The organism is Paenibacillus sp. NPDC058898 (genome assembly GCF_049316025.1).
Lineage (GTDB): Bacteria > Bacillota > Bacilli > Paenibacillales > Paenibacillaceae > Paenibacillus_AQ.
In genome coordinates, this window is sequence record NZ_JBMOSM010000017.1 from 73,209 (window position 1) to 96,584 (window position 23,376).

The 23,376-nt window shown below is 48.4% G+C and carries 25 protein-coding genes; 11 read left to right on the forward strand and 14 right to left on the reverse strand.

The window, feature by feature from the left end; genetic code table 11:
• Positions 1–10: 10 nt before the first annotated feature.
• From ACOZB4_RS29740 to ACOZB4_RS29750, 3 genes are all read right to left on the reverse strand, one after another.
• Complete coding sequence (locus ACOZB4_RS29740) at positions 11–1,714, reverse strand: S41 family peptidase (protein ID WP_379411806.1); 1,704 nt, start codon at positions 1,712–1,714, stop codon at positions 11–13.
• An 89-nt stretch (positions 1,715–1,803) separates the two neighbouring features.
• Positions 1,804–3,174 (reverse strand): sensor histidine kinase, encoded by a 1,371-nt coding sequence (locus ACOZB4_RS29745; RefSeq protein ID WP_379411808.1) that lies wholly within the window; start codon positions 3,172–3,174, stop codon positions 1,804–1,806.
• Positions 3,171–3,848, reverse strand: a complete 678-nt coding sequence (locus ACOZB4_RS29750; RefSeq protein WP_379411811.1) for a response regulator transcription factor — start codon at positions 3,846–3,848, stop codon at positions 3,171–3,173. Before ACOZB4_RS29750 ends, ACOZB4_RS29745 begins: the two co-directional genes overlap by 4 nt.
• Positions 3,849–4,179: 331 nt before the next feature.
• On the opposite strand from ACOZB4_RS29750, the gene ACOZB4_RS29755 reads away from it, so the two are divergent.
• Genes ACOZB4_RS29755 through ACOZB4_RS29770 form a run of 4 tightly spaced genes read left to right on the forward strand, consistent with a single transcriptional unit; the run spans position 4,180 to position 6,192 of the window.
• Positions 4,180–4,626, forward strand: a complete 447-nt coding sequence (locus tag ACOZB4_RS29755; protein ID WP_076326715.1) for a hypothetical protein — start codon at positions 4,180–4,182, stop codon at positions 4,624–4,626.
• Between the two features lies 1 nt (position 4,627).
• Positions 4,628–4,849 carry a helix-turn-helix transcriptional regulator gene (locus ACOZB4_RS29760; RefSeq protein ID WP_076326716.1) on the forward strand — a complete coding sequence of 74 codons (222 nt, stop codon included), beginning with the start codon at positions 4,628–4,630 and terminating at the stop codon, positions 4,847–4,849.
• An 18-nt stretch (positions 4,850–4,867) separates the two neighbouring features.
• On the forward strand, positions 4,868–5,566 hold the full coding sequence (locus ACOZB4_RS29765) for a DUF4386 domain-containing protein (protein WP_379411815.1): 699 nt from the start codon (positions 4,868–4,870) through the stop codon (positions 5,564–5,566).
• Positions 5,567–5,571: 5 nt separating this feature from the next.
• On the forward strand, positions 5,572–6,192 hold the full coding sequence (locus ACOZB4_RS29770; RefSeq protein WP_379411818.1) for a class I SAM-dependent methyltransferase: 621 nt from the start codon (positions 5,572–5,574) through the stop codon (positions 6,190–6,192).
• Between the two features lie 200 nt (positions 6,193–6,392).
• Here the strand turns inward: ACOZB4_RS29770 and ACOZB4_RS29775 are convergent, their stop codons facing one another.
• Entirely contained in the window at positions 6,393–7,190 is a 798-nt protein-coding gene (locus ACOZB4_RS29775) for an SDR family NAD(P)-dependent oxidoreductase (RefSeq protein ID WP_379411821.1), read from the reverse strand.
• A 241-nt stretch (positions 7,191–7,431) separates the two neighbouring features.
• On the opposite strand from ACOZB4_RS29775, the gene ACOZB4_RS29780 reads away from it, so the two are divergent.
• Both ACOZB4_RS29780 and ACOZB4_RS29785 read left to right on the forward strand, forming a co-directional pair.
• Positions 7,432–8,295 (forward strand): helix-turn-helix transcriptional regulator, encoded by an 864-nt coding sequence (locus ACOZB4_RS29780; protein ID WP_379411824.1) that lies wholly within the window; start codon positions 7,432–7,434, stop codon positions 8,293–8,295.
• 96 nt (positions 8,296–8,391) lie between these two features.
• Positions 8,392–9,264: an SDR family oxidoreductase gene (locus ACOZB4_RS29785; protein ID WP_379411827.1), complete on the forward strand. Its 873-nt coding sequence runs from the start codon at positions 8,392–8,394 to the stop codon at positions 9,262–9,264.
• A 108-nt stretch (positions 9,265–9,372) separates the two neighbouring features.
• On the opposite strand, the gene rlmH is transcribed toward ACOZB4_RS29785, so the two are convergent.
• The 3 genes from rlmH to ACOZB4_RS29800 form a co-directional block, all read right to left on the reverse strand.
• Positions 9,373–9,852, reverse strand: coding sequence for a 23S rRNA (pseudouridine(1915)-N(3))-methyltransferase RlmH (gene rlmH, locus ACOZB4_RS29790; protein ID WP_213647598.1), 480 nt, complete (start codon positions 9,850–9,852; stop codon positions 9,373–9,375).
• A gap of 262 nt (positions 9,853–10,114) precedes the next feature.
• Positions 10,115–11,239, reverse strand: coding sequence for a cytochrome P450 (locus ACOZB4_RS29795; RefSeq protein WP_379411832.1), 1,125 nt, complete (start codon positions 11,237–11,239; stop codon positions 10,115–10,117).
• Positions 11,240–11,315: 76 nt separating this feature from the next.
• Positions 11,316–11,894, reverse strand: a complete 579-nt coding sequence (locus ACOZB4_RS29800; RefSeq protein WP_339269086.1) for a TetR/AcrR family transcriptional regulator — start codon at positions 11,892–11,894, stop codon at positions 11,316–11,318.
• 266 nt (positions 11,895–12,160) lie between these two features.
• On the opposite strand from ACOZB4_RS29800, the gene ACOZB4_RS29805 reads away from it, so the two are divergent.
• The 3 genes from ACOZB4_RS29805 (at position 12,161) to ACOZB4_RS29815 (ending at position 13,233) form a co-directional block, all read left to right on the forward strand.
• On the forward strand, positions 12,161–12,337 hold the full coding sequence (locus ACOZB4_RS29805; RefSeq protein ID WP_076326604.1) for a DUF3934 family protein: 177 nt from the start codon (positions 12,161–12,163) through the stop codon (positions 12,335–12,337).
• A gap of 41 nt (positions 12,338–12,378) precedes the next feature.
• Entirely contained in the window at positions 12,379–12,831 is a 453-nt protein-coding gene (locus ACOZB4_RS29810; RefSeq protein ID WP_076326603.1) for a HEAT repeat domain-containing protein, read from the forward strand.
• Between the two features lie 108 nt (positions 12,832–12,939).
• Positions 12,940–13,233, forward strand: coding sequence for a hypothetical protein (locus ACOZB4_RS29815; RefSeq protein ID WP_076326602.1), 294 nt, complete (start codon positions 12,940–12,942; stop codon positions 13,231–13,233).
• Positions 13,234–13,336: 103 nt separating this feature from the next.
• Here the strand turns inward: ACOZB4_RS29815 and ACOZB4_RS29820 are convergent, their stop codons facing one another.
• The 7 genes from ACOZB4_RS29820 to ACOZB4_RS29850 form a co-directional block, all read right to left on the reverse strand.
• Positions 13,337–14,389: a GTPase gene (locus tag ACOZB4_RS29820; RefSeq protein WP_379411842.1), complete on the reverse strand. Its 1,053-nt coding sequence runs from the start codon at positions 14,387–14,389 to the stop codon at positions 13,337–13,339.
• Between the two features lie 188 nt (positions 14,390–14,577).
• Positions 14,578–14,745, reverse strand: coding sequence for a CxxH/CxxC protein (locus tag ACOZB4_RS29825; protein ID WP_006207301.1), 168 nt, complete (start codon positions 14,743–14,745; stop codon positions 14,578–14,580).
• Positions 14,746–15,160: 415 nt separating this feature from the next.
• Positions 15,161–16,528 (reverse strand): S1C family serine protease, encoded by a 1,368-nt coding sequence (locus tag ACOZB4_RS29830; protein ID WP_215162906.1) that lies wholly within the window; start codon positions 16,526–16,528, stop codon positions 15,161–15,163.
• 1,086 nt (positions 16,529–17,614) lie between these two features.
• On the reverse strand, positions 17,615–18,562 hold the full coding sequence (locus tag ACOZB4_RS29835) for a nucleoside hydrolase (protein WP_379411845.1): 948 nt from the start codon (positions 18,560–18,562) through the stop codon (positions 17,615–17,617).
• A gap of 31 nt (positions 18,563–18,593) precedes the next feature.
• Entirely contained in the window at positions 18,594–19,427 is an 834-nt protein-coding gene (locus ACOZB4_RS29840) for a carbohydrate ABC transporter permease (RefSeq protein ID WP_379411848.1), read from the reverse strand.
• Positions 19,424–20,305 (reverse strand): carbohydrate ABC transporter permease, encoded by an 882-nt coding sequence (locus tag ACOZB4_RS29845; RefSeq protein WP_083659872.1) that lies wholly within the window; start codon positions 20,303–20,305, stop codon positions 19,424–19,426. Before ACOZB4_RS29845 ends, ACOZB4_RS29840 begins: the two co-directional genes overlap by 4 nt.
• Positions 20,306–20,400: 95 nt before the next feature.
• A complete protein-coding gene (locus ACOZB4_RS29850) occupies positions 20,401–21,705 on the reverse strand; it encodes an ABC transporter substrate-binding protein (RefSeq protein ID WP_422759720.1) in 1,305 nt (434 codons plus the stop codon).
• 296 nt (positions 21,706–22,001) lie between these two features.
• Between ACOZB4_RS29850 and ACOZB4_RS29855 the strand changes: the two genes are divergently transcribed.
• Entirely contained in the window at positions 22,002–22,757 is a 756-nt protein-coding gene (locus ACOZB4_RS29855; RefSeq protein ID WP_339269104.1) for an AraC family transcriptional regulator, read from the forward strand.
• Positions 22,758–22,992: 235 nt separating this feature from the next.
• Positions 22,993–23,256: an alpha/beta-type small acid-soluble spore protein gene (locus ACOZB4_RS29860; protein WP_256720877.1), complete on the forward strand. Its 264-nt coding sequence runs from the start codon at positions 22,993–22,995 to the stop codon at positions 23,254–23,256.
• The last annotated feature ends 120 nt before the right edge of the window (positions 23,257–23,376 follow it).

Sequence of the window (23,376 nt, forward strand, 5' to 3'; positions counted from 1 at the left end):
GGACGTCTATTTATTTCTTCATCGCTTCGATTGCATACTCCAACTCGACGTCTTGCCCGTCCATCATGCTTGCTTTGAACGTTTCTTCATTTAGGGGGATTTTGATATCGGGAACCGCGCCCCCCACTCCGGTTTGGTCGGCGTCTCCCTGGACCTTCTTGTTCTGATTGAGCGACCTTCCATCGGGGAACTGGATGACGTAGCCTTCCGGCATCTTGATCTCGATCGGGCTGCTCATAAGTCCGAACGAACCGGCCGTTGAGGTGAACCCTACGATTTTGACATTGGGTACGCCTTTTAGAACAAGAGGCATCCCTTCTCCCGAGCTTCCGGTCCTGCTGTTGATCAAGATGGCCACCTTCCCGTCGAAATAGGGCTTTACGGGCTTGACCTTGACGACTTCATTCCGGTTCAGTTCAAATTTCCCCGTGTATCTGTTGTAATAACTGACATACTCATAGTGTTTCATCTCCTTGACGAAGAAACCGGCCAGATTGGCGGCAAGCTGATCGTCCCCGCCGGGATTGTTCCGCAGATCGATGATCAAGCCTTTTGCGTGCCTGTCCTGGAACATTTTCAATAGGTCCGCCAGGCTTTTTTCCGGTGAGGTGGCGTTTGAGTCGGGGAGAAAATGCTTGATTTTCACATATCCATAGCCGTTGCCAAGAATTCTCCCTTCGATGGGGGAAGCATCCAGATCGGCTTGGGTGAGTTGGATTCTTGTCTTCTTCAACGTCTCGAATTGATCGTCATAAGCCGTCAGCTTCGTACGGATATGCTCGGACTCCCCCCAATTGCGAAATTCGACCTGTACTTCCTTGCCAATCGGCGCGCGCACCATAAATCGCCCCTGATTGAACCTCTTCACCTCATCCGTAGCCATGTTGTTCTCGTTCCAAGTCGTCTGGTCGAACGTTTCCTTCCCCGTTTTTCCGTCCCACGCGACGATTTCCGCACCTAGCTTTATTCCGCTCTTGGCCGCGGGGCTGTTCTCTAAAACCAGACTTACGACAACTTTACCGTTATCCAATTGAACGGTGCTTAGTCCAAAGCCGCCGCCAACTTCCTTTTTAAATACCGTATTCCCATCGTACACATTATCGTTAATAATTTTGATATGTCCGTCCCGCAGCGAAAACAGATATTCTCTTAACGTTTTATAGTACAAATCGAAGTCTTCGTCTTTCTCGGCCTGTTTGAATATAGGCTCATACTTGCTTCGGCGCTCATTCCATTCGATCTTCTTCCATTCCCCGAACGGATATTCCCGCGATAATCTTTCATTCATGGCCACGAACGCCTTGGAGTAGCTCATGCCGCTAAAATCGCTAACCGGGTTGTACCGTAATACTCCCGCGTTTGCTAACGCAAACACAATGGGGACAACTCCGCATACGCAGATTACGCTCCTAACGATCCTGAATGCTTTCTTCTTTGGAGCCGTCCAGACTTTGCGCTTTAACAGTCTCCTTATTGTGCATAAAAACACGATTAGCGTCAGCGACTCGATGATCAGAGCCAAAAGGGTCATATCCCCGGACAGGATACTTGCAATGGCTGCGAGCACACCCACACTGGGGAAAAAATCAAACCATCTGGAATATTTCTTGATAGGTACCGCGTAAACCGTCAATACGAATAAACTGATGATGCACATAACCAACTCATAAACCGTCAGCCATTTTACCGAATCGATCGTGCCAATAACGCTCATTTTCCGTCTCCTCCAATACCTTTTCTCCTATAGTCGTTGCGATACATTCGGAAGAGTATGGGAGAAATATGAACGGAGCGTGAACTGGTTTACGCTTTGACAGGCGGAATGGCGGGCAGATGAACGACGACTTTCGTGCCTTGTCCGACTTTGCTTTCCATATTAATATCACCCCGGTGAAGAGCGACAATTTTTTTGACGATAGCCAGTCCAAGGCCGTTGCCACCGCCACTGCGATTCCGGGACCTGTCCGTCATATAAAAACGCTCAAAAACGCGGTCCAGTTGTTCAGGTGCAATACCGATCCCGGAATCGGATAAAGTCACGGTATATCCATCCATGCGAGTCCTTAATTGAAAATGGATAAGTCCGCCTTCCGGCGTAAACTTGATGCTGTTGCTGAGCAGATTCGTCCATATTTGATTGAGCTGATCCTTATCGGCCGTTATTGCAGCAGCCTGAGGCAAATCCAGATCAATATCCATGTTTTTCTCTGACCATAGAGGTTCGCAGTTCACGACAACCTGCCTAATTTGTTCGTCAAGATGAAACGTGGCGTACTCCAAAGGATGGTGATTGGAATCGAGGGACGCGAGCTTGAGTAAATTATCGCTGAGCCTGGATAATCGGCCACTTTCGGCCAAGATGATATCAAGATACTGAATGCGCTCGTCTTCGGCAATTGCTTTTATGTCCTTCAGCGCTTTCGCAAAACCGGAAATGGACGTTAAAGGGGACTGAATCTCGTGCGACACATTCGAGACAAAGTCCTGACGCATCTGCTCCAATTGTTTAAGCCCAATCGCCATCTCGTTAAAGCTCCGAGCCAAAGTTCCCAGCTCGTCCTTGCGCTTCACTCCCAATTCCACGTCGAAATCGCCCTTCGCAAGTCGTCTAGTCGCGGCAGTAAGCGTCTTTATCGGTTTTACAACATAGATGGCGGCTATGAGAATGCAGGCGCTTCCCGTAATCAGAACAAATAAAAGGATGGTAAACATTAAGTGAATGAGGGTCGATTCGTTCCTGGATGAGGGCCGCAAAAATAAAGCTTGACGCTCACCGCCGATTTGGAAAGGCAGCCCGATGAACGTCTCCTTATCCTTGGAGGAAGACCGGTATATCTCGCCTTCCCTTACTTTCCGAATGGATTCCTGCGAAATCGCAAGATCTTTCGTGTCGGAGCTGTACTTGAAGGATCCCATGGCTCCAGAGTCGGCGTATAGTTGAACGGAGTAGGAGGTCAGCTTCACCATGCTATCCATAAACCGATCCAAATTTGCCGGCCCCGTCTGTTCGTAGACGCGAATGATTTCCTCGCCCGCGGCTATCAAATCGTTCTGCCCGATTCGGTCTATTTTTTTCTCGAATAAGGCGAGCCCCGCCAGAACGGAGACAATCAGGCCTATTCCCATGGCTGCCAAAAACGTTAGCACGACGCGGACGTATAAAGACCTTGTCATTTCTTCACCTCTAGCCGGTATCCGAGACTGCGGACCGTCTCGATTCTGAAATGCTCGGAATCCTCGGTGAAGCGCTCCCTAATTCTCTTAATATGGACATCGACGGTTCGGTCGTCGCCTTCGTAATCCATCCCCCATATTTGCATGATTAGCTGTTCTCTGGTTAATATCTGTCCAGGATGACAGGCCAGTTTGAACAGAAGCTCAAACTCTTTTAACGGCAATATGAGCTCTTCTCCTTGTCGAATCACTTTGAAGGCCCGCCGGTCCAACACGATTCCACCTAATTGAACGATCTGGGAGGAAACGATTCGATAACGCTTTAGCAGCGCTTTTACTCTCATCACAAGCTCCAAGGGATCGAAAGGCTTGGTCACATAATCATCCGTGCCGAGCTGGAAGCCTTTCACCTTTTGCCCCGATTCTCCTTTGGCTGTTACCATAAGTAGCGGAATTTCCGGATATAGACGACGGATCTCCCTGCACAACTCCCATCCGTCCATATGCGGCATCATAATATCGAGAATAACGATATCGACAGTCGAATTCTCCATGATGGATAGCGCCTCGACACCGTCTGCTGCCTCGACAGTATCGAACCCTTCGTTCCGCAAATACAAGGCTATGAGCTTGCGAATATGGGCATCGTCGTCTGCGACAAGAATTCTGGTCATTTTCCTATGGGCCTCCTTTGAAATTCACCTAAATTTACGTGAGATGACGGGCTTTTGATGGAATTATAGCTCTTCCGCATTAAAGGGTAAATCGCCCAAGCTGTCATTGCCTACGGAGGAAGGATTAAAAGGTGTAATACAGCTTATCAATGACGTTGATTATTTGATACATATTTACTCCGATAATAAAACAACGTTCTAAACCAATCATAGACACATTGATGGCGCAGAAATGTGTGTAAAGTAAACTTGACAAAGGATCTGGTTTTAATTACATTATGTATAGTTTAATTTACATTTTGGAAATAATTCCTTTAATAAGGAGGTCAATATGTCCTATCAAGAAAAAAAAATTTTTGTTTCCATCATCAGCAGTTTACTTATCTTCACCCTCTACACTTTATACGCTGTAAACAAGGCCGAGGAAGGCAGCATCACTTCGGCCAGCGACTTCAGTTTTTGGGGTTCCTTCATTCTGGTGCTGCTCCCGGTGTCGATTGTAGCTAAGATTATTATTCATGTCGTGTTTGTCATCATCAATAAAATCGCCACGAATGAAGATGGGCCTTCTTTTGAAGATGAGTTGGATAAGATCATCGAGTTGAAGGCAGACCGGATTTCGCTTTATGTGTTTTTCTTCGGGTTTATATTATCCATGATTCCGCTCGTTACGGATCTTCCAACTTACTTAACGTTTCTTGTGTTGATCTTCTTCGGTTTTTTATCCGATCTACTGGGACGTATCGCTCAATTCTACTTTTATAGAAAGGGAGTCTAACATGGGAAAGGATGCGATCAGCAATCATATACGGAATCTTCGCTTTCATCATAACGAGATGACCCAGCAGCAATTAGCTGATAAGGCCGGGGTCACCAGACAAACGATTGTTGCTATCGAGAAGGGGAATTATTCACCTTCATTGGAGCTGGCTTTTCGCATCGCGCGTGTCTTCGAAAAGTCCATCGAAGAGGTCTTTCAATATGATGATAAGGGCAGGTAAGGATGAGGAGGCTCATGGATGAGGAGGAAGAATACAAATTCAGGCAGATGGTCTGCAGTAATTACTGGGGTGTTATTATTAGCCGGGTTGGTTACAGGTATATTTAGTGTTGTTCCAGTTATAGATGGAGCAGACTACCTTGTTCAGGCTTCTACAAATGGAAATTTGGTACTGATAGGAGCGTTTTCCCAGTTGTTAATGGTTGTTGCATATGTGGGTATTCCTATTGCGTTGTATCCGGTTCTAAGTAAGCATAATAAAGGTTTAGCTCTTGGATCTGCTGCTTTCGGCATCATTGCGGGTGTGTTCATTATTATTGGTGTAATCATTCTTCTGTTGCTATTGACATTAAGCCACGAATTTGCAAAAGTTGGAACTCTGGATGACTCGTATTTTCAGACCTTGGGTGGATTGTTACGGGAAGGACGTGATTTGGTGAATCATGTGGCCACGACACTGACATCTGTTTTGGCGATGTTCTTGTTTAACTGCATATTTTACCAAACAAAATTCGTCCCACGCTGGTTGTCCGTTTCGGGTCTTATTGGATCTATATTGTCCATATTGGCGAGCTTATTATTTATGATTCGCTTCATCGGTCTCGATGCAACCTACATGACGTTGAACGTTCCAATAGCCTCTCAACAATTGGTTTTGGCTATATGGCTAATCCTTAAAGGATTCAACCGGGCGGATGCTCTAGAAAAGAAGGTGTAACGGAAATGAATGCATCAGAACGTTTCTGGGACAAAACAGCAAGTCAATATGATCAAATCGAGATGAAGGATGAACAGACTTACATCAATATAATAAAAAGAACGAAAACGCATCTTAAAATAAGCAGCATTGTTTTGGATTTCGGCTGTGGCACTGGGTTGATAGCAAATGAAATTGCCGAATATGTGAAAGGGATTCATGCGATTGATATATCTTCGAATATGATCGCAATTGCAGAAAAAAAGGCAAAAGAGCGAAACATCGCAAATATAAACTACGCTCATGCGACCATTTTCGATGAAAGGTATAAGAAAGGCTCATTTGATGCCATCTTGGCCTTCCATGTTCTGCATTTGTTGGAAGATGAACATATCGTTCTGCAACGAATGAATGAACTGTTGAAACCGGGAGGATTATTGATTTCTGCAATACCATGCATGGGAGAAAAGAAATTTCTAAGCAGCTTGTTATTCATTGCAGGTAGAGTTGGTCTAACGCCGAATATAAGATCATTTAAAATACAAAATTTAATCGATACAATTGAGAAAGGGAGTTTTTCAATTGTCGAATCGGATTGCTTGAAGAAAAGCTCTCAGGAATATTTCATTGTTGCTAGGAAGATTTGATATGTTACTAAGGAGACGTTTCACCAAATATTTCGCCGTTACTTATGATACGGTTCAGCGTAACGGGTCTATCGGCGAAAAACTCTTCTTGGAAAGACCAGTCTCCATGAAGAGTTTTATTGTTAAATGATGTCTATATGATTTACTGTTGGTGATCTTCAAGTGCATCGAGACTCTAAGTCAAGAACCGGACCCCGCTATCAGTGCCTCTTTGGTTTTGACATACGTTCCATGATCAAAGCCACCCTGCGCCTGCTGAAAAGTCGGATCATTAGAGCCATAAAGTAATTGCTACGGCCATCGATGATATAGCTGCGCCCCTGGTCAATTCCGCGGAATCCGGCCTGTACAACCTTTTCCGGGGTCGAGAGCTTCTGACCTGCTCCCATCTCCTCGCTGCCGACCGCATCGAAAAATCCCGTCTCTGTTGCACCCGGGCACAGTGCGAGCACGCGAACACCACGCCCGCGCGTCTCCGCCCATAGCGCCTCAGAGAAAGACAATACAAATGCTTTGGTACCCCCATAGACTGCAGAATATGCACAAGGCATGAACGCAGCCATCGAAGCCACGTTAACGATGACTCCATCCTTTCTCCTCAGCATATCGGGCAGCAACCGATGCGTAAGATCGACTAACGCAGCCGTGTTCAGCATAATCTCTTCCTGCTCGCGCTCCGGGTCTATTTCCTCGAAACGGCCATAAGTGCCAACGCCTGCGTTGTTGATGAGAATATCGACCGATAAGCCCAGTTCGGATAGTTGTTCGGCCAGTTGACGCGGGGCATTCGCTTTGGACAAATCGCAAGCCAATGCATAAGCCTGCACCCCGTACTGGCGGTTGATTTCCCCCGCCATTGCATCCAGTTTGTCCTTTGAGCGCGCCGCCAGAACGACATGACAGCCTCGTGCCGCCAGTTCTTTGGCATACACTTTCCCGATTCCCGATGAAGCACCGGTGACTACAGCCAGCTTGTTTCTATATGCATACTTATTCAAGATACAAAACCTCCTATCGATAGCACTGCTCTGATGTAAATGATCTTAATCGTACCGTCGGTAGGAGGGGGTTAGCCACAGCATATCTATTCTATTAACGGGAGTAACAGTAGCGGTACTCGTTATGGTTCTCTTTTGTGGCAACCGACAATTAACAGAGATTATAATGAATGTGTAGGAAGTGTTTTTGGTCCATTTGGTTAATAGCGGTAGATATGTTCTTCCATATAAGTAATTAGAGGTGAGCTGCTTGAAAACAAATCGTTTCTCATCCGCATTGGGTGAGTTCATAAAATCGCGCAGAGAACGCTTGCAGCCTTCAGAGGCAGGGATCCAGCCGCTGCCCGGACGAAGACGCACTCCGGGACTTCGAAGAGAAGAAGTCTCTTATCTTGCCAATATAAGCGTGACTTACTATGCCTGGCTGGAGCAAGGCAAGGAGGTTAATCCTTCGCCGGAAGTGCTGCTAAGTATCAGCAAAGCGCTTCAGCTTGACGAAGACGAGCAGAAGCATCTATTCGATCTGGCCAATGTAGATGTGGCGAGCGTCGTCACAGTGCCAAATAGCGAAGGGCCGGATACGAGAGTTTTGCAGCAAATCGTAGATCAGCTGCATTATCCTTCTTTTATCACGGACGAAGGTACGGACGTTATCGTCTGGAATCGAGCGGCAGAACTGATCGTAGCCGATTTCGGCAGTCTGCCGGACAACGAACGGAATATGATGGACATTATGTTTTTAAAGCCTGATTACCGCAACAGACTGGTGAATTGGGAAGGCGCTGCCCGTTACTCTGTAGCCGTTCTGCGGGCAGGCTTCGATCTTTACAAGAACAACCCGTTATATATGGAACGGTTTGAACGCTTGACGCGGGAAAGCGTGGAGTTCGTACATTTCTGGGAGCTATATGAAATCAAACAAAAACGCGTAGCCACCGCTTTATTCCGTGTTCCTGACGCACAGGAGATGGAGTTCGAGCTCCATTCCGCGGCTGTAATCGATAATGACCCGGGACTGCACTGGTGTTTCTTTGTTCCGGTGCCCGGTTCAGGTACGGAGGAGAGATTATTACGTTTACTTGAGCAGGACAGGCAGCTACCGTAGACTGTTACTCCCGTTAATAGAATAGACGTGCTGTGGCTAGCTCCCTCTAGTTGTTTGTACAATTCAGTGGATGACAACGAATGGAGGGTGTTTAGCATGCAAACTTGGTTCATTACAGGAGCATCAGGAGGCTTGGGTTCACGTATAACTCGCCAGTTGCTTGATAGAGGGGACCGTGTAGCCGCAACGGTACGCAAGCCGGGGGTGCTGGATGATCTGCAGGCACAGTATGGCTCACAACTTTGGCAGGCTAATTTAGATCTGACAAACTCTCAGCAAATTGCTGAAGTGGTGGAACGTGCATTTTTAGAACTGGGCACGATCGATGTGTTTGTCAATAATGCAGCCTATGGCTTGTATGGCGCAGTGGAAGAAGCAAGCGACAGGCAAATTGAGCATCAGTTTATGACCAATGTGCTTGGCTCCCTACGTGTAGCGCGTGCAGTCCTGCCCTTTTTCCGTAAGCAGGGCGGCGGTCACATGGTACAGATTTCGAGTATGGCGAGTCATTATTCTATTCCGGGTATGGGACTGTATTGCTCTTCGAAATGGGCGGTCGAAGGAGCCTTTGAAGCGCTAGCTAAGGAAGTGGCTCCGTTCAATATTAAGACCACTATGGTGGAGCCCGGTGGAATCCGAACGAATTTCATTACAAGCAACGCCGTATTCGGCGAGCGGATGGACGAATACCGGGATACGGAGGCGGGCCAATTCGTTAGCCTGATGAAGGGAGAACTGCCTGGTATAGATATGAGCATGTTCAATCAAATGGTTGTCGGCGATCCGGATAAAATGGCGCAGCAGATTATCCGTCGTGTCGACCAGGGAGAGGGTCCGATACGTATGGCGTTGGGCAGTGACGCCTATGAGCAAATCCGGGCAGTCCTGCTGGACAGACTGGCGGCTCTGGAAGCACAGAAAGAGCTGGCTTACTCCACTGATTCAGATGATGTGGTAAAACAATTTTAAAGGATACTAAAGAATTCGACATCCACGGCAACTGATATGCTCCTCTGAAGTAGCCGGTTTATTTATTAATCCTGTCTACTTAAAGGGGAGCTTGTTTAGGGCTTTTCGTTATTTGTGATACGGTTCCCCCCGATTAATCTTCACCGCTCGGTAAATCTGCTCTACCAGGACCAGCCGCATCAGCTGGTGCGGCAGGGTCATCCGCCCGAAGCTGAGCTTTGTCTGAGCACGCTTCAGCACGTCCTCAGAGAGGCCGTTGGAGCCGCCAATGACAAAGGCGACGTTGCTGGTGCCGTACGTCCCCAGCTTGTCGATGTGGGCCGCCAGGTCCTCGCTGGACCACAGCTGGCCGCCGATCGCGAGAGCAATGACGTGCGTGTCCGGCTTGATGTGGCTGAGAATACCGACGCCCTCCTTCTCCTGCACTTGGCGCATCTCCGCTTCGCTCATGTTCTCCGGGGCCTTCTCATCCGGCACCTCGTGCACGGACAAGCGCACGTAAGGCGCAAGACGCTTACTGTACTCCGCAATGCCCTGCACCAGGTACTTCTCCTTCAACTTGCCTACGCATACCATCTGTATATTCATAGCGTTTTTCGCTCCTTAAACTCTGCTGTTATGTCGTTCATTCTAACATTGTACCGCCACCAATTAAAGGACATACCCAGACCCGCCCCGCCTTCCTACAGCAAGCTCCCTGTATTTCCTTGTCAACGCAAAAGCCAGCAGAGCATTAGAGTTTGAGATTGCCAACTCATTTACTTCTAAGCTTGTTCGACTGTGTTTGACCAACTTACAGCGATTATCGAAAAAAAGAGCCGCTCTCTGAGAGTGACTCTTCTCTTCGTGTCTATTTTAAAAAGACCGGCAGCTCCTTCAGCGCAAACATCATCGTGCTATCCATCCGTTCCAGCTCTACGGAGTAATTACGGCGATATTCGGGGTAACGATCCAGCAGGGTCTGGAGGGCAATCCGGGACTCCATCCGCGCCAGCTGTGAGCCCATACAGTAGTGGATGCCGCTTCCGAGGCCCAGATGCGGGTTCGGATTCCGGTGGATGTTGAATACGTCCGGCTGCTCGAACACATCCTCGTCATGATTGGCCGAAGCCATCCAGATATAAACGAACTGTCCCTGCTTCAGCTCCTGCCCGCGCAGCACCGTGTCCTGCTTCACGCTGCGGAACATCAATTGAACAGGTGAGAAGTAACGGAAGACTTCTTCGATTGCCCCTGGAAGCAGCGTTGAATCTCCAAGTACCTCTGCACGGACCTCAGGCAGGCTGTCAAAGGCAAGCACCGCCGATGAGATCAGATTGGTTGTCGTTTCATTACCCGCTACGAGAAGGAGAATACAGAACCCGATAATCTCCAGGTCGGTGAGATGTTCATTGTCGATACGCGCCTCCACCAGTTTCGTAATCAGATCGTCCTGGGGATGACGACGGCGATTCTCCGCGATTTCGGAGAAGTATTCGCTCATCTCACGCTGACACTGATAATAAGCATCCCCATTGTTACCTACCAGGGCGTCCGACCACGCCTTAAATCGCTCCCGGTCCTCCATCGATACGCCGAGCATCTCGGCAATCACCGTGATCGGCAGCGGACTTGCGAGATCGGCAACGATATCCATCTTCCCCTTCTTCTCCGCTTCGTCCAGCAGGGATGTCGTGATCTCCTGGATCTTGGGGGCAAGCGATTCTATGATACGAGGCGTAAAAGCATGGGATACCAGCTTACGCAGCTGACGGTGCTTCGGCGGATCCTGCCGCAGGATGCTGGATTCAATCGGGTCATCGGAAGAAGAGGACCCTTGAGAAGAGAACACTTCGTAATTCGTGAAGACGGCTTTAACATCCACGTATTTATAAACGTTCCAGCCTCCATTACCCTCAATTGCCTCCACCGGAGATTCCGTCCGCATCTGGCGGAACCATTCCAGCGGAAGTAAACCGTTCTTATTCCATTCCATGCTTAACACCTTCGCTTTCCATCGCTAATTTGAACTGACTGGTCAGTTATACATACTTAAAAAAAGAAGGCCTTGCTTATTCAAGCGATATAAACAGGCCTTGGGTAATCATCGTGAAGGCAAACCGCTCCAGATCCTCGCGTGAATACGTACCCTGATGATTCAGGTAATAATTACATGTGCTCTCCAGCGTTCCGACAATACTGGCAGCGGCCAGATTAGGATCAACGGCACGGCACAGGTTCTCTTCGCACTGACCTTCCTCGATGATGCTTGCCAGGAAGCTTAAATACTTCCGTTTCAGCTCCTTCAACTCGTCCAGAACATCCTGCTCGATGCCGTTCGAAATCTCATTAAATACGATGTGCGAGAAATGGCGGGATTCGAGAAACAGATCCAGATGATGGCGAATCGTGCGCTCAATCTTCTCCTTCATTGGCAGGGAGGAATTCAGGTCTGCCTCCGTCCGCTGCATAATATCTTCGAAGCCCTGCTTCACCACCGTCTTGAAGAGCTGGGATTTGCCCGGGAAGTTATAGTACAGAGTCCCCTTGGCAACCTGTGCGCGGGCGGCAATCTCGTCCATGCTTGCGCGGTGATATCCGTTCTCGGAGAATACTTCAATGGCTGCTTGGATAATTTTATCTTTGCTCACAATCGAATCGGCCCTTTCACAACTAAATTTCAGATCACCGTTCTTATTCTGACTGGTCAGTTCAAAAATAAGATACCATGCTGGCAAAAATTAGTCAACCGAAGGCATGGCCCTACTTATACCGAAATCTCAATCTCCATATAATTCGATTCTTATGCTGATTTCCGTGGTATCCTATACATATGGCCTAATACAGTGTATATTTCAACAGTGCTGGTAAACAATCAGCATATAGGGACAAGAATATACCGTAACGGAGTGATGGGTTGAGTAAATCCAAGGGCAAGGGCGGAACAGGCAGAGGCACAGGCAAGAAGGGCTGGAGCCGCTGGGATGCAAGTGCGAGAAGAGCGAAGAGTAAACCCAAACCTTATACCAGTAAAGGGGCCAAGCAGGCAGACGGTACATCGGAAGCCGAGAATCATAAAGGTACCCCGAAATGAACATATGGTACAGATCGACCTGATACATCATATTGAAGGAGATGAACAGATTGGACAGTCAAGAATTAATAACGGACATGCCCGAGAATTACGAGGAGCTCAAAAGCTCCGCCAACCGGAATGCCAATTGGAGAGAACGGTTAGACGCGGTGGAAGCGTTGGGAAATTGGAAAAATCAGAAATCCATTGATATTTTGCTGCATAGACTGAATACGGATGCGGTTTATCAAGTGCGAGAGGCAGCCTATCGTAAACTCCTGGCCTTTGGTGAGGACGTGCAGATGCCGGAAAGACCCAAAGGCGAACTGATGAAGGACGTTTCGAAGGTGTTGCTCCGCATTAAAAAAAGCCTTCCCCGTGACCACACGTATGAAGACTTCAAAGAGAAATTAAAAAAGATGAGAATCGACATCTACGATACGTACGAAGGTGACAAGGGCGATGACTTTGATCACTGGCTGGAACAGACTTGGTCTTCATTATTAAGAAGATAACAAGGCATCAAGCCTTCCGGAGCTGACTCTGTATATGAGAAATCCGGTTATGTTATACTGAACACAAATATTAGTTATAGGAGTGGTACTCTGAGAAAGCAAAAGCCCATGTCGTTTGATGATCTGTTGAAGGAATTACAAGGCCAAAAATCGGTACAGGAGGATCCGGATAACATCTCTCTGGAAAAGCTGTTCAATGAATCGTTTATGCGTAAACATTCATCGCACAGCAGTTTTGGAGATTTTGTGGTAAAAGGTAACTTCCAAGTGGAAACGCACGAAGATATCGATAACATTCCGGATGAACTGTTTGACCGTCATGTTTCAAGAGAAACCGATTTCCCAGATTGGAAATCGATGCTAGAGCAGGCAAAAGCCGATCACGCTGCGGCCATTAAGTAAATCATGATAATGTCGCTGCAATGACGCAGCTATGATCAGGGGCCGTTGGCCCCTTTTTCTATTTCCATCCGTTAGATGTGGAATGCATTCGACATCGTCTTCCTTACTTCGACTCGGACTTGGATTCCGATTCCGATTCGGTTTCCGTCTCCGCCTTCTCCCTGAACCTCTTGTAGAGCTTCGTAATATTCGCCGTATTGATCTCGATGTTGTGCTCGTAAGCGTATTTCACTGCATATCCCAGTGCCAGGGTAGTGGCACCCGCTACCGTTGCTCCGGCGACCGACCCCGCTCCAGGGAAGACCTTCACAATCTGTCGAAAAATACTCTTGCCGATATTCCCGAATATCGTGGCAATGACCAGCTCCTTCGCCGTCTCCTTGCTGATCGGCCTATTGTACAGCACCGCAAGCCTGGTGAGCAGACTCACCTGAATGCCGGTGATCGGAATGATATCCGACCCCGGAATGGGTGATGCGCCTACCGCTCCTGCCGAGATCGAGGCTCCGATGATCCATCCGTTGGCAGTCGCTGACTTCTCCTTGATACTTTTGGCAAAGAGAATGTCTTTAGACTTTTTTTTAAGCATCTCCAGAATGCTGCTCCGCAGTCGGTCAATGTTCTCTCCCGTCCGTGAAGATACCGGCGCAACCTCATAATGCCCACCGGTTTCCTTCTTAATCCGTGCTACCAGGCGGTCGATTTCATCTGCAGCGTCTATTTTGTTCAGCACGATCAAGATGTTCGAGTTCACGTCCTGAATCTTCTCGAAGGACGTCTTCTCCGCCTCGGAGAAGACCGTACCCGCAGCGTTCAGGAAGAATAGAACGATATCCGCTTGTTTATAGTATTTCAAGGTGATCTCCGAGTTCGCGATGTTCACATCATTCAACCCGGGTGTATCCATGAAGTAAATATGCTCCTTGTACTTATGCGGTTTAATTTCCGTCGTTTCTCCAGGCTCTGCCCCGACACCAGCGACCTCTTCACCGACGATCCGGTTCATGGTGGAGGACTTGCCTGTATTCACATCACCAATCAGAGCGATGAGAATTTCCTCCTTCAGCTGTCGGTTGATGTCATCCATTTCCTTCTCATAGGCCTCATCGGCTGCCCGACGGATCTCGTCTTCCCATGATCTTCTGTAGTCACCCATTTCTGATCGTCTCCATTCACGCTAGGTTACCCGCGCCTCCGTGTAATCTATACATCCATCATACACTACGGAGGACTGTCCATCGAAGCTTTGTTTCTTCTATTCACTTCAACATCTCTTTAAACAAAAAAAGCGTGAATTCATCACGCTTTCTCATTTGGATTATTTATTTAATTTAAATATTCACGTTACACAACTAAAAACTCAGCATGCTTCTCGCACTCCGCGCACTTCACCGGTGGGTCCCAGTCCGAAAACTCGGTCTCCTTCAGATCAACAATATCCGGGGCATCCTCATATTCATCCACGAAATTTTCGATCGCTAGTTCCACATGTTCCTTGCATACGACGTACATTCTATGCATCCTTTCTATCTTTCGCCTCATGTTGTGTTTTTCTTCAAACCAGTATAGCCACTCTTCTGTTCTACCACACTCTACGAGAAAAAGAAATGTTTTTAACCCATTTGCTCATCCCGGCCGTTTTTCAATCCACAAAAGCTTCCTATCTATCCATGGATTTCACATCCAAAGTCCTTATACCCACCATCATTTCGATGCAGACAGCAAAAAAAGAGCGTAATCCACGCTCTTCTTCGCAGCCGTTTCACGGCTCGTATCTAACCTTTTTCAATCTCTCTATATTGGATATTATTCAACGCTAACCATAATATATACCCATGAACCTACTGCATTAAACAATGGACAAGCACATTTACTCCAAAAAATCAGCAGTGACTTGGGCCAACCAAGTCAACCAATCCAGCCTGCATTATTCTCCAGGCTTCTCTTCCAGCATCACCTTCAGCGACTGCAGCTTGCCGTCACGATAGAAGGTCACGTCCAGGTCTTTGCCCACTTTCGTGTTGAGGTAGAGATGCTTACGCAGCTCCAGCGTTGTCGTGATCGGTTTGCCGTCCAGTTTGATGATCACGTCGTTCAGCTGCAGGCCGGCATCCAGCGCAGGTCCAAGCGCATCGAGCACGACCACGCCTTCGGTTACCGTCTTCGGCAGCTTGAGGTTCTCCTTCTCCTTCTTGCTCAGTGGAGCATACGGGTTACCCAAGTCCACGGTGTATACGCCAAGATAAGGGCGTGCAATATGCCCCTTCAGCATTAGCTCGGTTACAACCTCCGTAATTTCATTGACCGGAATTGCAAACCCAAGCCCTTCTACGCCGGTGTCCGCAATTTTCATCGTGTTGATGCCGATAACTTTACCATTCAAATCCACCAAAGCGCCCCCGCTATTCCCCTCATTAATGGCAGCGTCGGTCTGAATGACCGCCTGCTCCCAATCGTAGATGCCGTCCTGGTTCAGGGATACCGGTATCACACGGTTCGTGTAGCTGACAATCCCGGATGTGAGCGTGTCGCCCAGGCCCAGCGGGTTGCCGATAGCGATGACCGTTTCGCCTAGTCGAAGCTTGGAGGAATCCCCAAACTCTGCGACCTCTCCGATGCCTTTACTGTCAATCGACAGAACAGCAATATCGCTAACTTTGTCTGTTCCGACCAACGTCGCCTTCTTCTTCTCGCCGCCTACCAGCACAACCTCAAGGGAAACGGCACCTTGAACCACATGGTTATTCGTAATCACGAAGGCTTTGCCTTCAAGTTTCTTGAAGATAACGCCAGAGCCCAGGGTGTCTTCCTGTGAACTGCCGAAATCATTTCCGAAATCAAAATCCTCACCGAAGTCGAATCCCTCCGGAAGCTCAAAGTCTCCCTCTTCCTCTGGCAGGGTACCGAAATCCTCTTCCAACCCTTCTCCCTCAGGGCCTTCCTCTTCAGGCACCGCGCTCTCTTTATGTGTCAGCACACTGACAACAACCGGTCGCACCTTCTGAGCAACGCTAATAATCCGTTCATAGGGATCCCCATCGGACGTGGACAGCTGATGGCTGCCATTAATCAGGGTAATCGGTGAAGAGGTTGCAGGATGGCCCGTTATGAAGCTGAACAGCATCACCGCAATCAGAGCACTGCACACCGAACTGATCGCGGAAATCTGGAATGTCGATAAACCCTTTTTACGGCGGGTCGTCCGCCACTTCGTTCGCTCAGGTCGGTCCTCGCTGGTATTTTTGCTCCGTCTGGAAATTTTAGTTGAATAGAAATCATCGTCAAATAATCCCATTGCGATCCCTCTCTCCCCTTGGTTGCTACGCGTCAAGATACTTTACCAGCTTCAGACCCTCCGCCATTACCGACTGACCTATGAAATCATCTTGTCGTCATAACAACCTGCCCTGTACCGAGTGTATCTAGATTCCTATGAAATCGGCAGCGTATCACCTGTTAAATATCTCTCTATTGTAAAGACTCTTCAGCGGCTAAAAAAGTTGCATTTTTGAGCATTCTGCTTGAACTTTTATCGAAATATGGCTTTACATTGAATATTTCAATCCATAGCCTGAAATGTAGTTCCAAAAAAGGTATGTATTGCCACCCAACAGTTCAAAAAAAACCCTGTATTCTTCTATTACCACAAACAGGGCGACTTAAGCGCAAAACATCTGTTTTTTCTAAAAAAAGATGGGAAAACCTGGGCTGTCCGCATTTTAGAAATGCAAACTCCCTGGTACTTATTCGATGCAAGTGCTTAACAGAAGCATTCAGACCTTCTAGGTTTCTATTGTACCACACGAACAGAGGTTCACGTCAGCTTTCTTTAATAAAAACAAATGCCAAATTGATGGCAATTTTGAGAGTCAGTACAATGAGAGATTCTTCATTTCATAACAACGAATAGCCCGGATGAACCTATTAACCTTGTATACGTGCAGACAACCAAATGGTTCCATTATGCAGGCATTTTCTTCAATCCAACTTTTCTCTTCCGGCATATCCGCTATTCCTAGCAGCCTACTGCCCTCATTCGCGCATTCCCCCCTTAAACAGGATACCGGACAATTATGTAAAGAAAATGGCAATATTGTCAGTCTCTCATGACAAATCGATCCAGTCCAGAACACAACGTTGAAGGGGCTCCGGCGACCCACACATCATTCCTATTTGGATTCCCCGCAACTTATTCTTCCTAAGCCACCCCTTGGAAAAATTCTTCCTGCTCCCCTCCGCTTGACCCCTGTAGACAAGATCGGCTTATCCTGTTTCCCTATTAAAAAAACCAGAAACCCTATCACATATGGTAGGGTTTCTGGTTGAAGATGAATCCAGCTTATGCGCCCACTACTGACAAGATAATAGGCTCTCCCCGCAATTAAGCGAGCACGGCATCCATCACCCTTCGTAAGAAACGGCGGTAGTCCGCTTCATAGGCCACATTGATCTCGGGCAAATGTTCCCAAGTATGGTGATGGCGCGTATCCAAAATCGTCATGCCCAGGGTTAATTCCCCCTTCGTCTCGATCCCGACCTTGCCCTTCACGTATTGAATCAAGGAAGGCTCGATTACTGCGGCGACAGCCATCGAATCGATGAGCACGCAATACGATTCAAAACCGCGTCCCAGCACGAATTGAATCATGTTATGCAGGAAATCCGCCTCGCGGTTTTGAGACTGCTTCAGCTCGGCAAGCTCACTCTCCGTAAAGTTCACGTCAAAATGAGTAGCAACGTCCAATCCGATGGCATACAGCGGCACGCCTGAGTTAAATACGATCTCTGCAGCTTCCGGATCCACGTACACATTCCACTCACTCTGCGGATTATCGCCGGTAGCGTTAGCTGTTGCATATCTATTAAGACCATAGGAACCGGCAATCGCCGTGATCGAGCTGATCATCGGTTTGATCTCCGGTGCAATCATCATGGCCAGCGCCACATTGGTCAGGGGACCCAGCGCCAGAATATGAATATCTCCCTCATTCTTCTTGACCATCTCTATAATCATGTCAGCGCCATGCAGGCTTGACAGCTCCAGCTTCGGCGCCGGCAGATGATATTCAGCTTGTCCGTCCGAACCATGACTGAACGGATCGGAAGCCAGTGCCCGCACCAGCGGTTTCCCCATGCCTTTAGCCACAGGGATATCGATCTTCCCAAGCAGCTCCATGACTTTCAGGGCATTCGTGCTAGTCACATCGATCGGATAGTTACCGGCTACCGTCGTAACGGCCTCTACCTGAAGGGCAGGGGATTTGATCGCCAAGATCAGGGCCAGGGAATCGTCCATTCCCGGATCACAGTCAATAATTACCTTTTTCATTGAACTCTTCCTCTCTCCATACGAAAAAATATTACTTTACACTTCCCTGGGTGAGACCGCTCACCAAATAGCGCTGGAACACAATCGTTAGTACAATAACAGGCAGGCTAGATATCAAGCCGCTGGCCGACATCAGCCCCCGGTCCAGTCCGCGTTCGCTCACGAAGGTGCTGGTCAGAACCGGCATCGTCTTCGTATGGGCGCCCGACAGCGTCACCGCGAACAGGAACTCATTCCAGCAGAAGATGAAGCAGATCAGCCCCGCTGCCGCAATGCCCGGCATGACCACCGGCAGCACGATGCGGAAGAACAATCCGATGCGGGAACAGCCGTCAATCATCGCCGCCTCCTCCATCTCCACGGGCAGCTGGGCGAAGAAGGAACGGAGCAGCCATATGATTAGCGCCATATTCAGCGCAGAATAGGTAATGATTAAAAGAACATACGTATCCAGCAGATTTACGCGGTAAGCCAGCAGGAAGATCGGCACAATCACGACAACGGGCGGAATCATCCGCGTCATCAAGAGCAGATTCGGCAGCAGCGGGCCCCCGGTACGGAAGCGTTCAATCGAATAAGCCGCAATCGCACCGATAACCACGGTGGTCAACGTGGCAATGCCGGAAATCAGCAGGCTGTTCACCAGGCTTGTCACAAAATCTGGATTCTGAAACAGGGTCAGGTAACTGTCAAAGACCGGCTGCTCCGGGAACCAGACTGGCGGAATGGCCATCTGGTCAACAGGGCGTTTAATCGATGTCAGCGCCACCCATACGATCGGCAGCATGAAGAAGAGGAAGAACAGGAGAAGTATCCCTGTTTTGAATCCCGTAAACAGATGGTCTTTCAGTTTTCGGCTATTCATCGCTTCTTCCCTCCCCGGCTAAGCATATAAAGCGCGCCGAATATGACCACGGCCAGCAGTATCATCACGGCAGTGGAGACAGCCGACGCATATCCCATGTCATAGCGGCTAAATGCGATTTTATAGTTGTATACAGACACCAGCTCGGTTGCCGTGCCCGGTCCGCCACTGGTTAGAATGTAGACCAAGTCGAAGGTCCGGACGGCGTCCATCGCCCGCAGCACGGCTACGGACAGCAAAGCCGGGGCAACCAATGGCAGGGTCATCGACCAGAAGGTCTTCCATCTGGAAGCCCCGTCCATCTGGGCGGCCTCGTACACATCGTCCGGGATCCCTTGAAGGTTAGCGAGTACCATAATCATGACAAACGGACTCCACTGCCACACGTCCGCCAGAATGACCGAGAACATCGCCCAGCCCGGATCGGTCAGCAGCTTCGATGTATCGAAGGGAATATGCAGAAATTTAAAGATGGGTCCTAGCGGCGTAAATTCTGGAAGCAGGAACAGCCTCCAGGCTACCCCGACAACAACCGGAACCATCATCATAGGGACCATAAAGGCAACTTTGAAGAATGACTTCCCCCACACATGACCCTTCAGCAGCAGGGCCAGCATCGTTCCCACGATCATTTCCGCGGCAACGGCACCTACCGTGAACTGGACACTTCTCCATAATGAATTCATGAAGGTGGTGTCCGCCAGAAGCCTTTTGAAATTATTGAGTCCAATAAATTGGATGCCCAAATCCGGTCGCTGTAGCGGGTAGGAGAAAAAACTGAGTCCCAGTGCTGCCAGAATCGGAATCAGCAGAACCAGAACGATGATCAGAATGCCCGGCAAAACGAACCATAGTCTTTCACGTGGTTGAGATGGCATTGTTCTTTAACCGCCTTACGTTAGAGAATATAGAGAAAGGAAGGGTGCCCCTTCCTTTCTCTTAGCAGCGAACTGCTGTCATTCCTGTATGATCCTTAGTATCCTCGCGATTTCATCAATTCATTGAATTCGGTTTCCGCCTCTTTCAGGGCATCCTCGGCAGCTCGTTCGCCGAACAAATATTTCACGACGGCATTCGGCAGAATTTCGCCTGTAATCGTCGAACCTTCCGGAATGAGCGGCAGCGTCTCCAAGCGGAAGGAATTCATGATGTCCGCATGCGGCTCATAGAAGCTGTATTCCGAAGCCAAACTTCCAGTAAGTGCCGAAGTACGGGCAGGAATGTTTCCTACCGGCGCCGCTTTCTCCATCATTTCCTGGCTGGTTGCGAACTCCATCCATTGGAAAGCGGCTTCCTGATTGTCGGAATGCTTGGTCATGACAAAGCCGTATGGCAGATAGAAGCGTTTAATGTCGCTCGTATTGTCGTCATTTGCCGGAATTGCAGTGAAGCCAACCTTACCGGCAATAGTGGATTGATTCGGATCCTGCGCCATTTGCGCTACCGTAGTGGCCATCTCCGCCATCGCGCTGCGTCCTTGCAAAAACTCGGAGGAAGCATCCGACCAACCATACTGTCTGGCCGCAGGAGAAGCATACTGGAACAATTCCTTGAAGTCATTCAGCGCTTTGATACCCGCTTCATTGTTAAATTGCTGTTTATAATTGTCGTCGTATAAGTCGCCGCCGTAGTTAAACAGACGGTTGTAGAACGCAAAACCGGACAGAATGCTATTCTCGCCCATCAGAGTCACACCGTACAGGTTCTCGTCCGGACGGTTGAAGAATGCCGCGATATCCTTGTACTGCTGCATCGTCTGCGGCGGCTGAAGCTCATAGCCATACTTGCCCTGAAACGCTTTCTTCTCGGCCGCATCTTCAAACAGGTCGGTCCGATACAGAATACCGTGCGTTTCATTCATATAAGGAAGGAAATACAGCTGTTTGTCGGCACCGAAATAAGCGTTGTCGATTCCCGGAAAATCATCCAATTCCAGCTCGTCCAGCTTGGCCTGCTCCGTGGCAATCGGAACGATATAGTTCGCCAGTTGGAATTCAGGCACCCAGCCGATCGGGATGTACGCCAAATCGAAATCGACCTGTTCGGATACAAATTTTAATTTAAGCTGTTGTTGATATTGGTCGTAAGGAAGTTCCACGACATTCACTTTCACGCCGTACTTTTCCTCGAAGTCAGGGATGATGCTCTTGAACGCATCCGCATGGGAACTGGTTTCCGCCATAATCGTCAGGGTCTTCGAACCTGATTTCTCCCCCGATCCACCCGTACTGCTTCCAGCTCCAGACCCGGAACATGCGGAGAGCAATAGTGAAACCATGAGTAATGCCGCTAACATTGTAAAACTTCTCTTTTTAGAAAATACCATGATAAGCCGACTCCCCCGTTTTTCTCTATAGTTTGTTAGTTCCTAACCTATAACCTGTAACGAAAATAACAAAAATACCGACAATAGAATAGAAACGTCCCCCTAAAGCATAAGATGACACGCCTTGTCGAATTGTCATAATAGGAACTAACTGATAGGATAATAACAATAAAATAAGCGGGATATCACCCGAATTCGGTCATCTTTTTATAATAATCGGCTAATATTTAGCCACAAGGAGGGGAATTATGAACCGGTTGCTGTTTCTTTTCCATACTCACCATAAAAAAGACACCTACATTCAGCTGCATCAGCATAAATGCTATGAACTTGTTTATTACTTTGGCGGAAGCGGAAATACGCGGATCGGAACGACCAATTTCACCTTCAAACCGCATACCTTCGCCCTCGTCTCTCCGCATACCCTGCACGATGAGAAGCATACCTCCGATTCGGAGCTGCTCTTTATCGGCTTTCTCTGCGAACAGGAAGAGGTCATCCGCAATTTGAACAAAGTCATTGAGGATGACGATAAACATACGATCCAGCAGCTGATTCTGAGGATGGAATATGAGTTTACCTCCCAGCAGGAGGGATATTATGAGATGCTCAATCTGCTCGTCAGCGAGTTGACCACGCAAATTCAGCGTCTGGTAGGTCTGAACAAGCATCTCCAGCCGGTTGAAGGACGGCTTAAATACGCCATCAATTATATGGACGAGCATTTTCAGCAAAAAATTTCCGGCGAATCATTAGCCAGCATGTCCGGGTACAGTTACGAGCGCTTCCGCCATTTGTTTAAGGAAACAACCGGCGTCTCTCCCCAGCACTATTTGCTGCGCAAACGGCTGGATCATGCCAAGTCCCTGCTGCTGCACACGGAAATGACCATCTCGCAAGTGGCTAACGATTCGGGATTCGTCAAGGACTCCCAGTTCTGTGCTGTATTTAAGCGGGAAACCGGGGTTACCCCGATGACCTTCCGTAAACAACCCAGCCTCTAATACGAAGTACATCTGAGGTATACCTCTATGTTTATATGGTGGGTAAGATTTCGTCAGATAATGAATGCAAGCGATGCTCTGATTCTGTCTTATGTGAAGAATTTTCCACCTCTCCCACGACCCCATTCTCTTCAGCTCTTCCCATAGTTGAACTGGTTAGGTTATCCATTCATCTGTAGGTGACCTGCAGGGAATGTTATGAAGGGGAAACCATACTGTAAGGAGGGGTTATGGAATGGCTAGAAGATCAAGGCGGCGCCGGAGTCCCGAAATGCAGCAGTTCATGACCAACGTCATGCGGGAGGAAGGCTATCAAGTAGACCCGCAGAGACAGCAGGACGTCAAATATGAGGTGGCCAAGTCACTTGGTGTTCCGCTGAAGCCGGGCGACAACAGAGATCTGACCACCGAGCAGGCCGGTAAAGTCGGCGGTGCGATTGGCGGTTCCATGGTCCGGGAGATGGTTCGTATGGCGCAAGAGAGTCTCAGCAAGCGTTAGAACGAGCCTTGTTTCTTGGAATATGGTATTCCTTAAACAGCAAAAACAGCTCCATATCATAGATCCCTATGACGGTGGGGCTGTTTTTGTAATGCCTGTATAATGATAAATAATATATGA

Bases quoted from the DNA above. Each gene is read 5' to 3' on its own strand.
- ACOZB4_RS29745 (WP_379411808.1), bottom strand. From the start codon at position 3,174: ATGACAAGGTCTTTATACGTCCGCGTCGTGCTAACGTTTTTGGCAGCC.
- ACOZB4_RS29760 (WP_076326716.1), top strand. From the start codon at position 4,628: ATGGGAAAGGATGCGATCAGCAATCATATACGGAATCTTCGCTTTCAT.
- ACOZB4_RS29765 (WP_379411815.1), top strand. From the start codon at position 4,868: ATGAGGAGGAAGAATACAAATTCAGGCAGATGGTCTGCAGTAATTACT.
- ACOZB4_RS29855 (WP_339269104.1), top strand. From the start codon at position 22,002: ATGAACCGGTTGCTGTTTCTTTTCCATACTCACCATAAAAAAGACACC.
- ACOZB4_RS29815 (WP_076326602.1), top strand. From the start codon at position 12,940: ATGTCGTTTGATGATCTGTTGAAGGAATTACAAGGCCAAAAATCGGTA.
- ACOZB4_RS29825 (WP_006207301.1), bottom strand. From the start codon at position 14,745: ATGTACGTCGTATGCAAGGAACATGTGGAACTAGCGATCGAAAATTTC.
- rlmH (WP_213647598.1), bottom strand. From the start codon at position 9,852: ATGAATATACAGATGGTATGCGTAGGCAAGTTGAAGGAGAAGTACCTG.
- ACOZB4_RS29850 (WP_422759720.1), bottom strand. From the start codon at position 21,705: ATGGTTTCACTATTGCTCTCCGCATGTTCCGGGTCTGGAGCTGGAAGC.
- ACOZB4_RS29755 (WP_076326715.1), top strand. From the start codon at position 4,180: ATGTCCTATCAAGAAAAAAAAATTTTTGTTTCCATCATCAGCAGTTTA.
- ACOZB4_RS29810 (WP_076326603.1), top strand. From the start codon at position 12,379: ATGAACAGATTGGACAGTCAAGAATTAATAACGGACATGCCCGAGAAT.
- ACOZB4_RS29835 (WP_379411845.1), bottom strand. From the start codon at position 18,562: ATGAAAAAGGTAATTATTGACTGTGATCCGGGAATGGACGATTCCCTG.
- ACOZB4_RS29840 (WP_379411848.1), bottom strand. From the start codon at position 19,427: ATGAATAGCCGAAAACTGAAAGACCATCTGTTTACGGGATTCAAAACA.
- ACOZB4_RS29740 (WP_379411806.1), bottom strand. From the start codon at position 1,714: ATGAGCGTTATTGGCACGATCGATTCGGTAAAATGGCTGACGGTTTAT.
- ACOZB4_RS29750 (WP_379411811.1), bottom strand. From the start codon at position 3,848: ATGACCAGAATTCTTGTCGCAGACGACGATGCCCATATTCGCAAGCTC.
- ACOZB4_RS29845 (WP_083659872.1), bottom strand. From the start codon at position 20,305: ATGCCATCTCAACCACGTGAAAGACTATGGTTCGTTTTGCCGGGCATT.
- ACOZB4_RS29770 (WP_379411818.1), top strand. From the start codon at position 5,572: ATGAATGCATCAGAACGTTTCTGGGACAAAACAGCAAGTCAATATGAT.
- ACOZB4_RS29860 (WP_256720877.1), top strand. From the start codon at position 22,993: ATGGCTAGAAGATCAAGGCGGCGCCGGAGTCCCGAAATGCAGCAGTTC.
- ACOZB4_RS29830 (WP_215162906.1), bottom strand. From the start codon at position 16,528: ATGGGATTATTTGACGATGATTTCTATTCAACTAAAATTTCCAGACGG.
- ACOZB4_RS29820 (WP_379411842.1), bottom strand. From the start codon at position 14,389: ATGGGTGACTACAGAAGATCATGGGAAGACGAGATCCGTCGGGCAGCC.
- ACOZB4_RS29785 (WP_379411827.1), top strand. From the start codon at position 8,392: ATGCAAACTTGGTTCATTACAGGAGCATCAGGAGGCTTGGGTTCACGT.
- ACOZB4_RS29795 (WP_379411832.1), bottom strand. From the start codon at position 11,239: ATGGAATGGAATAAGAACGGTTTACTTCCGCTGGAATGGTTCCGCCAG.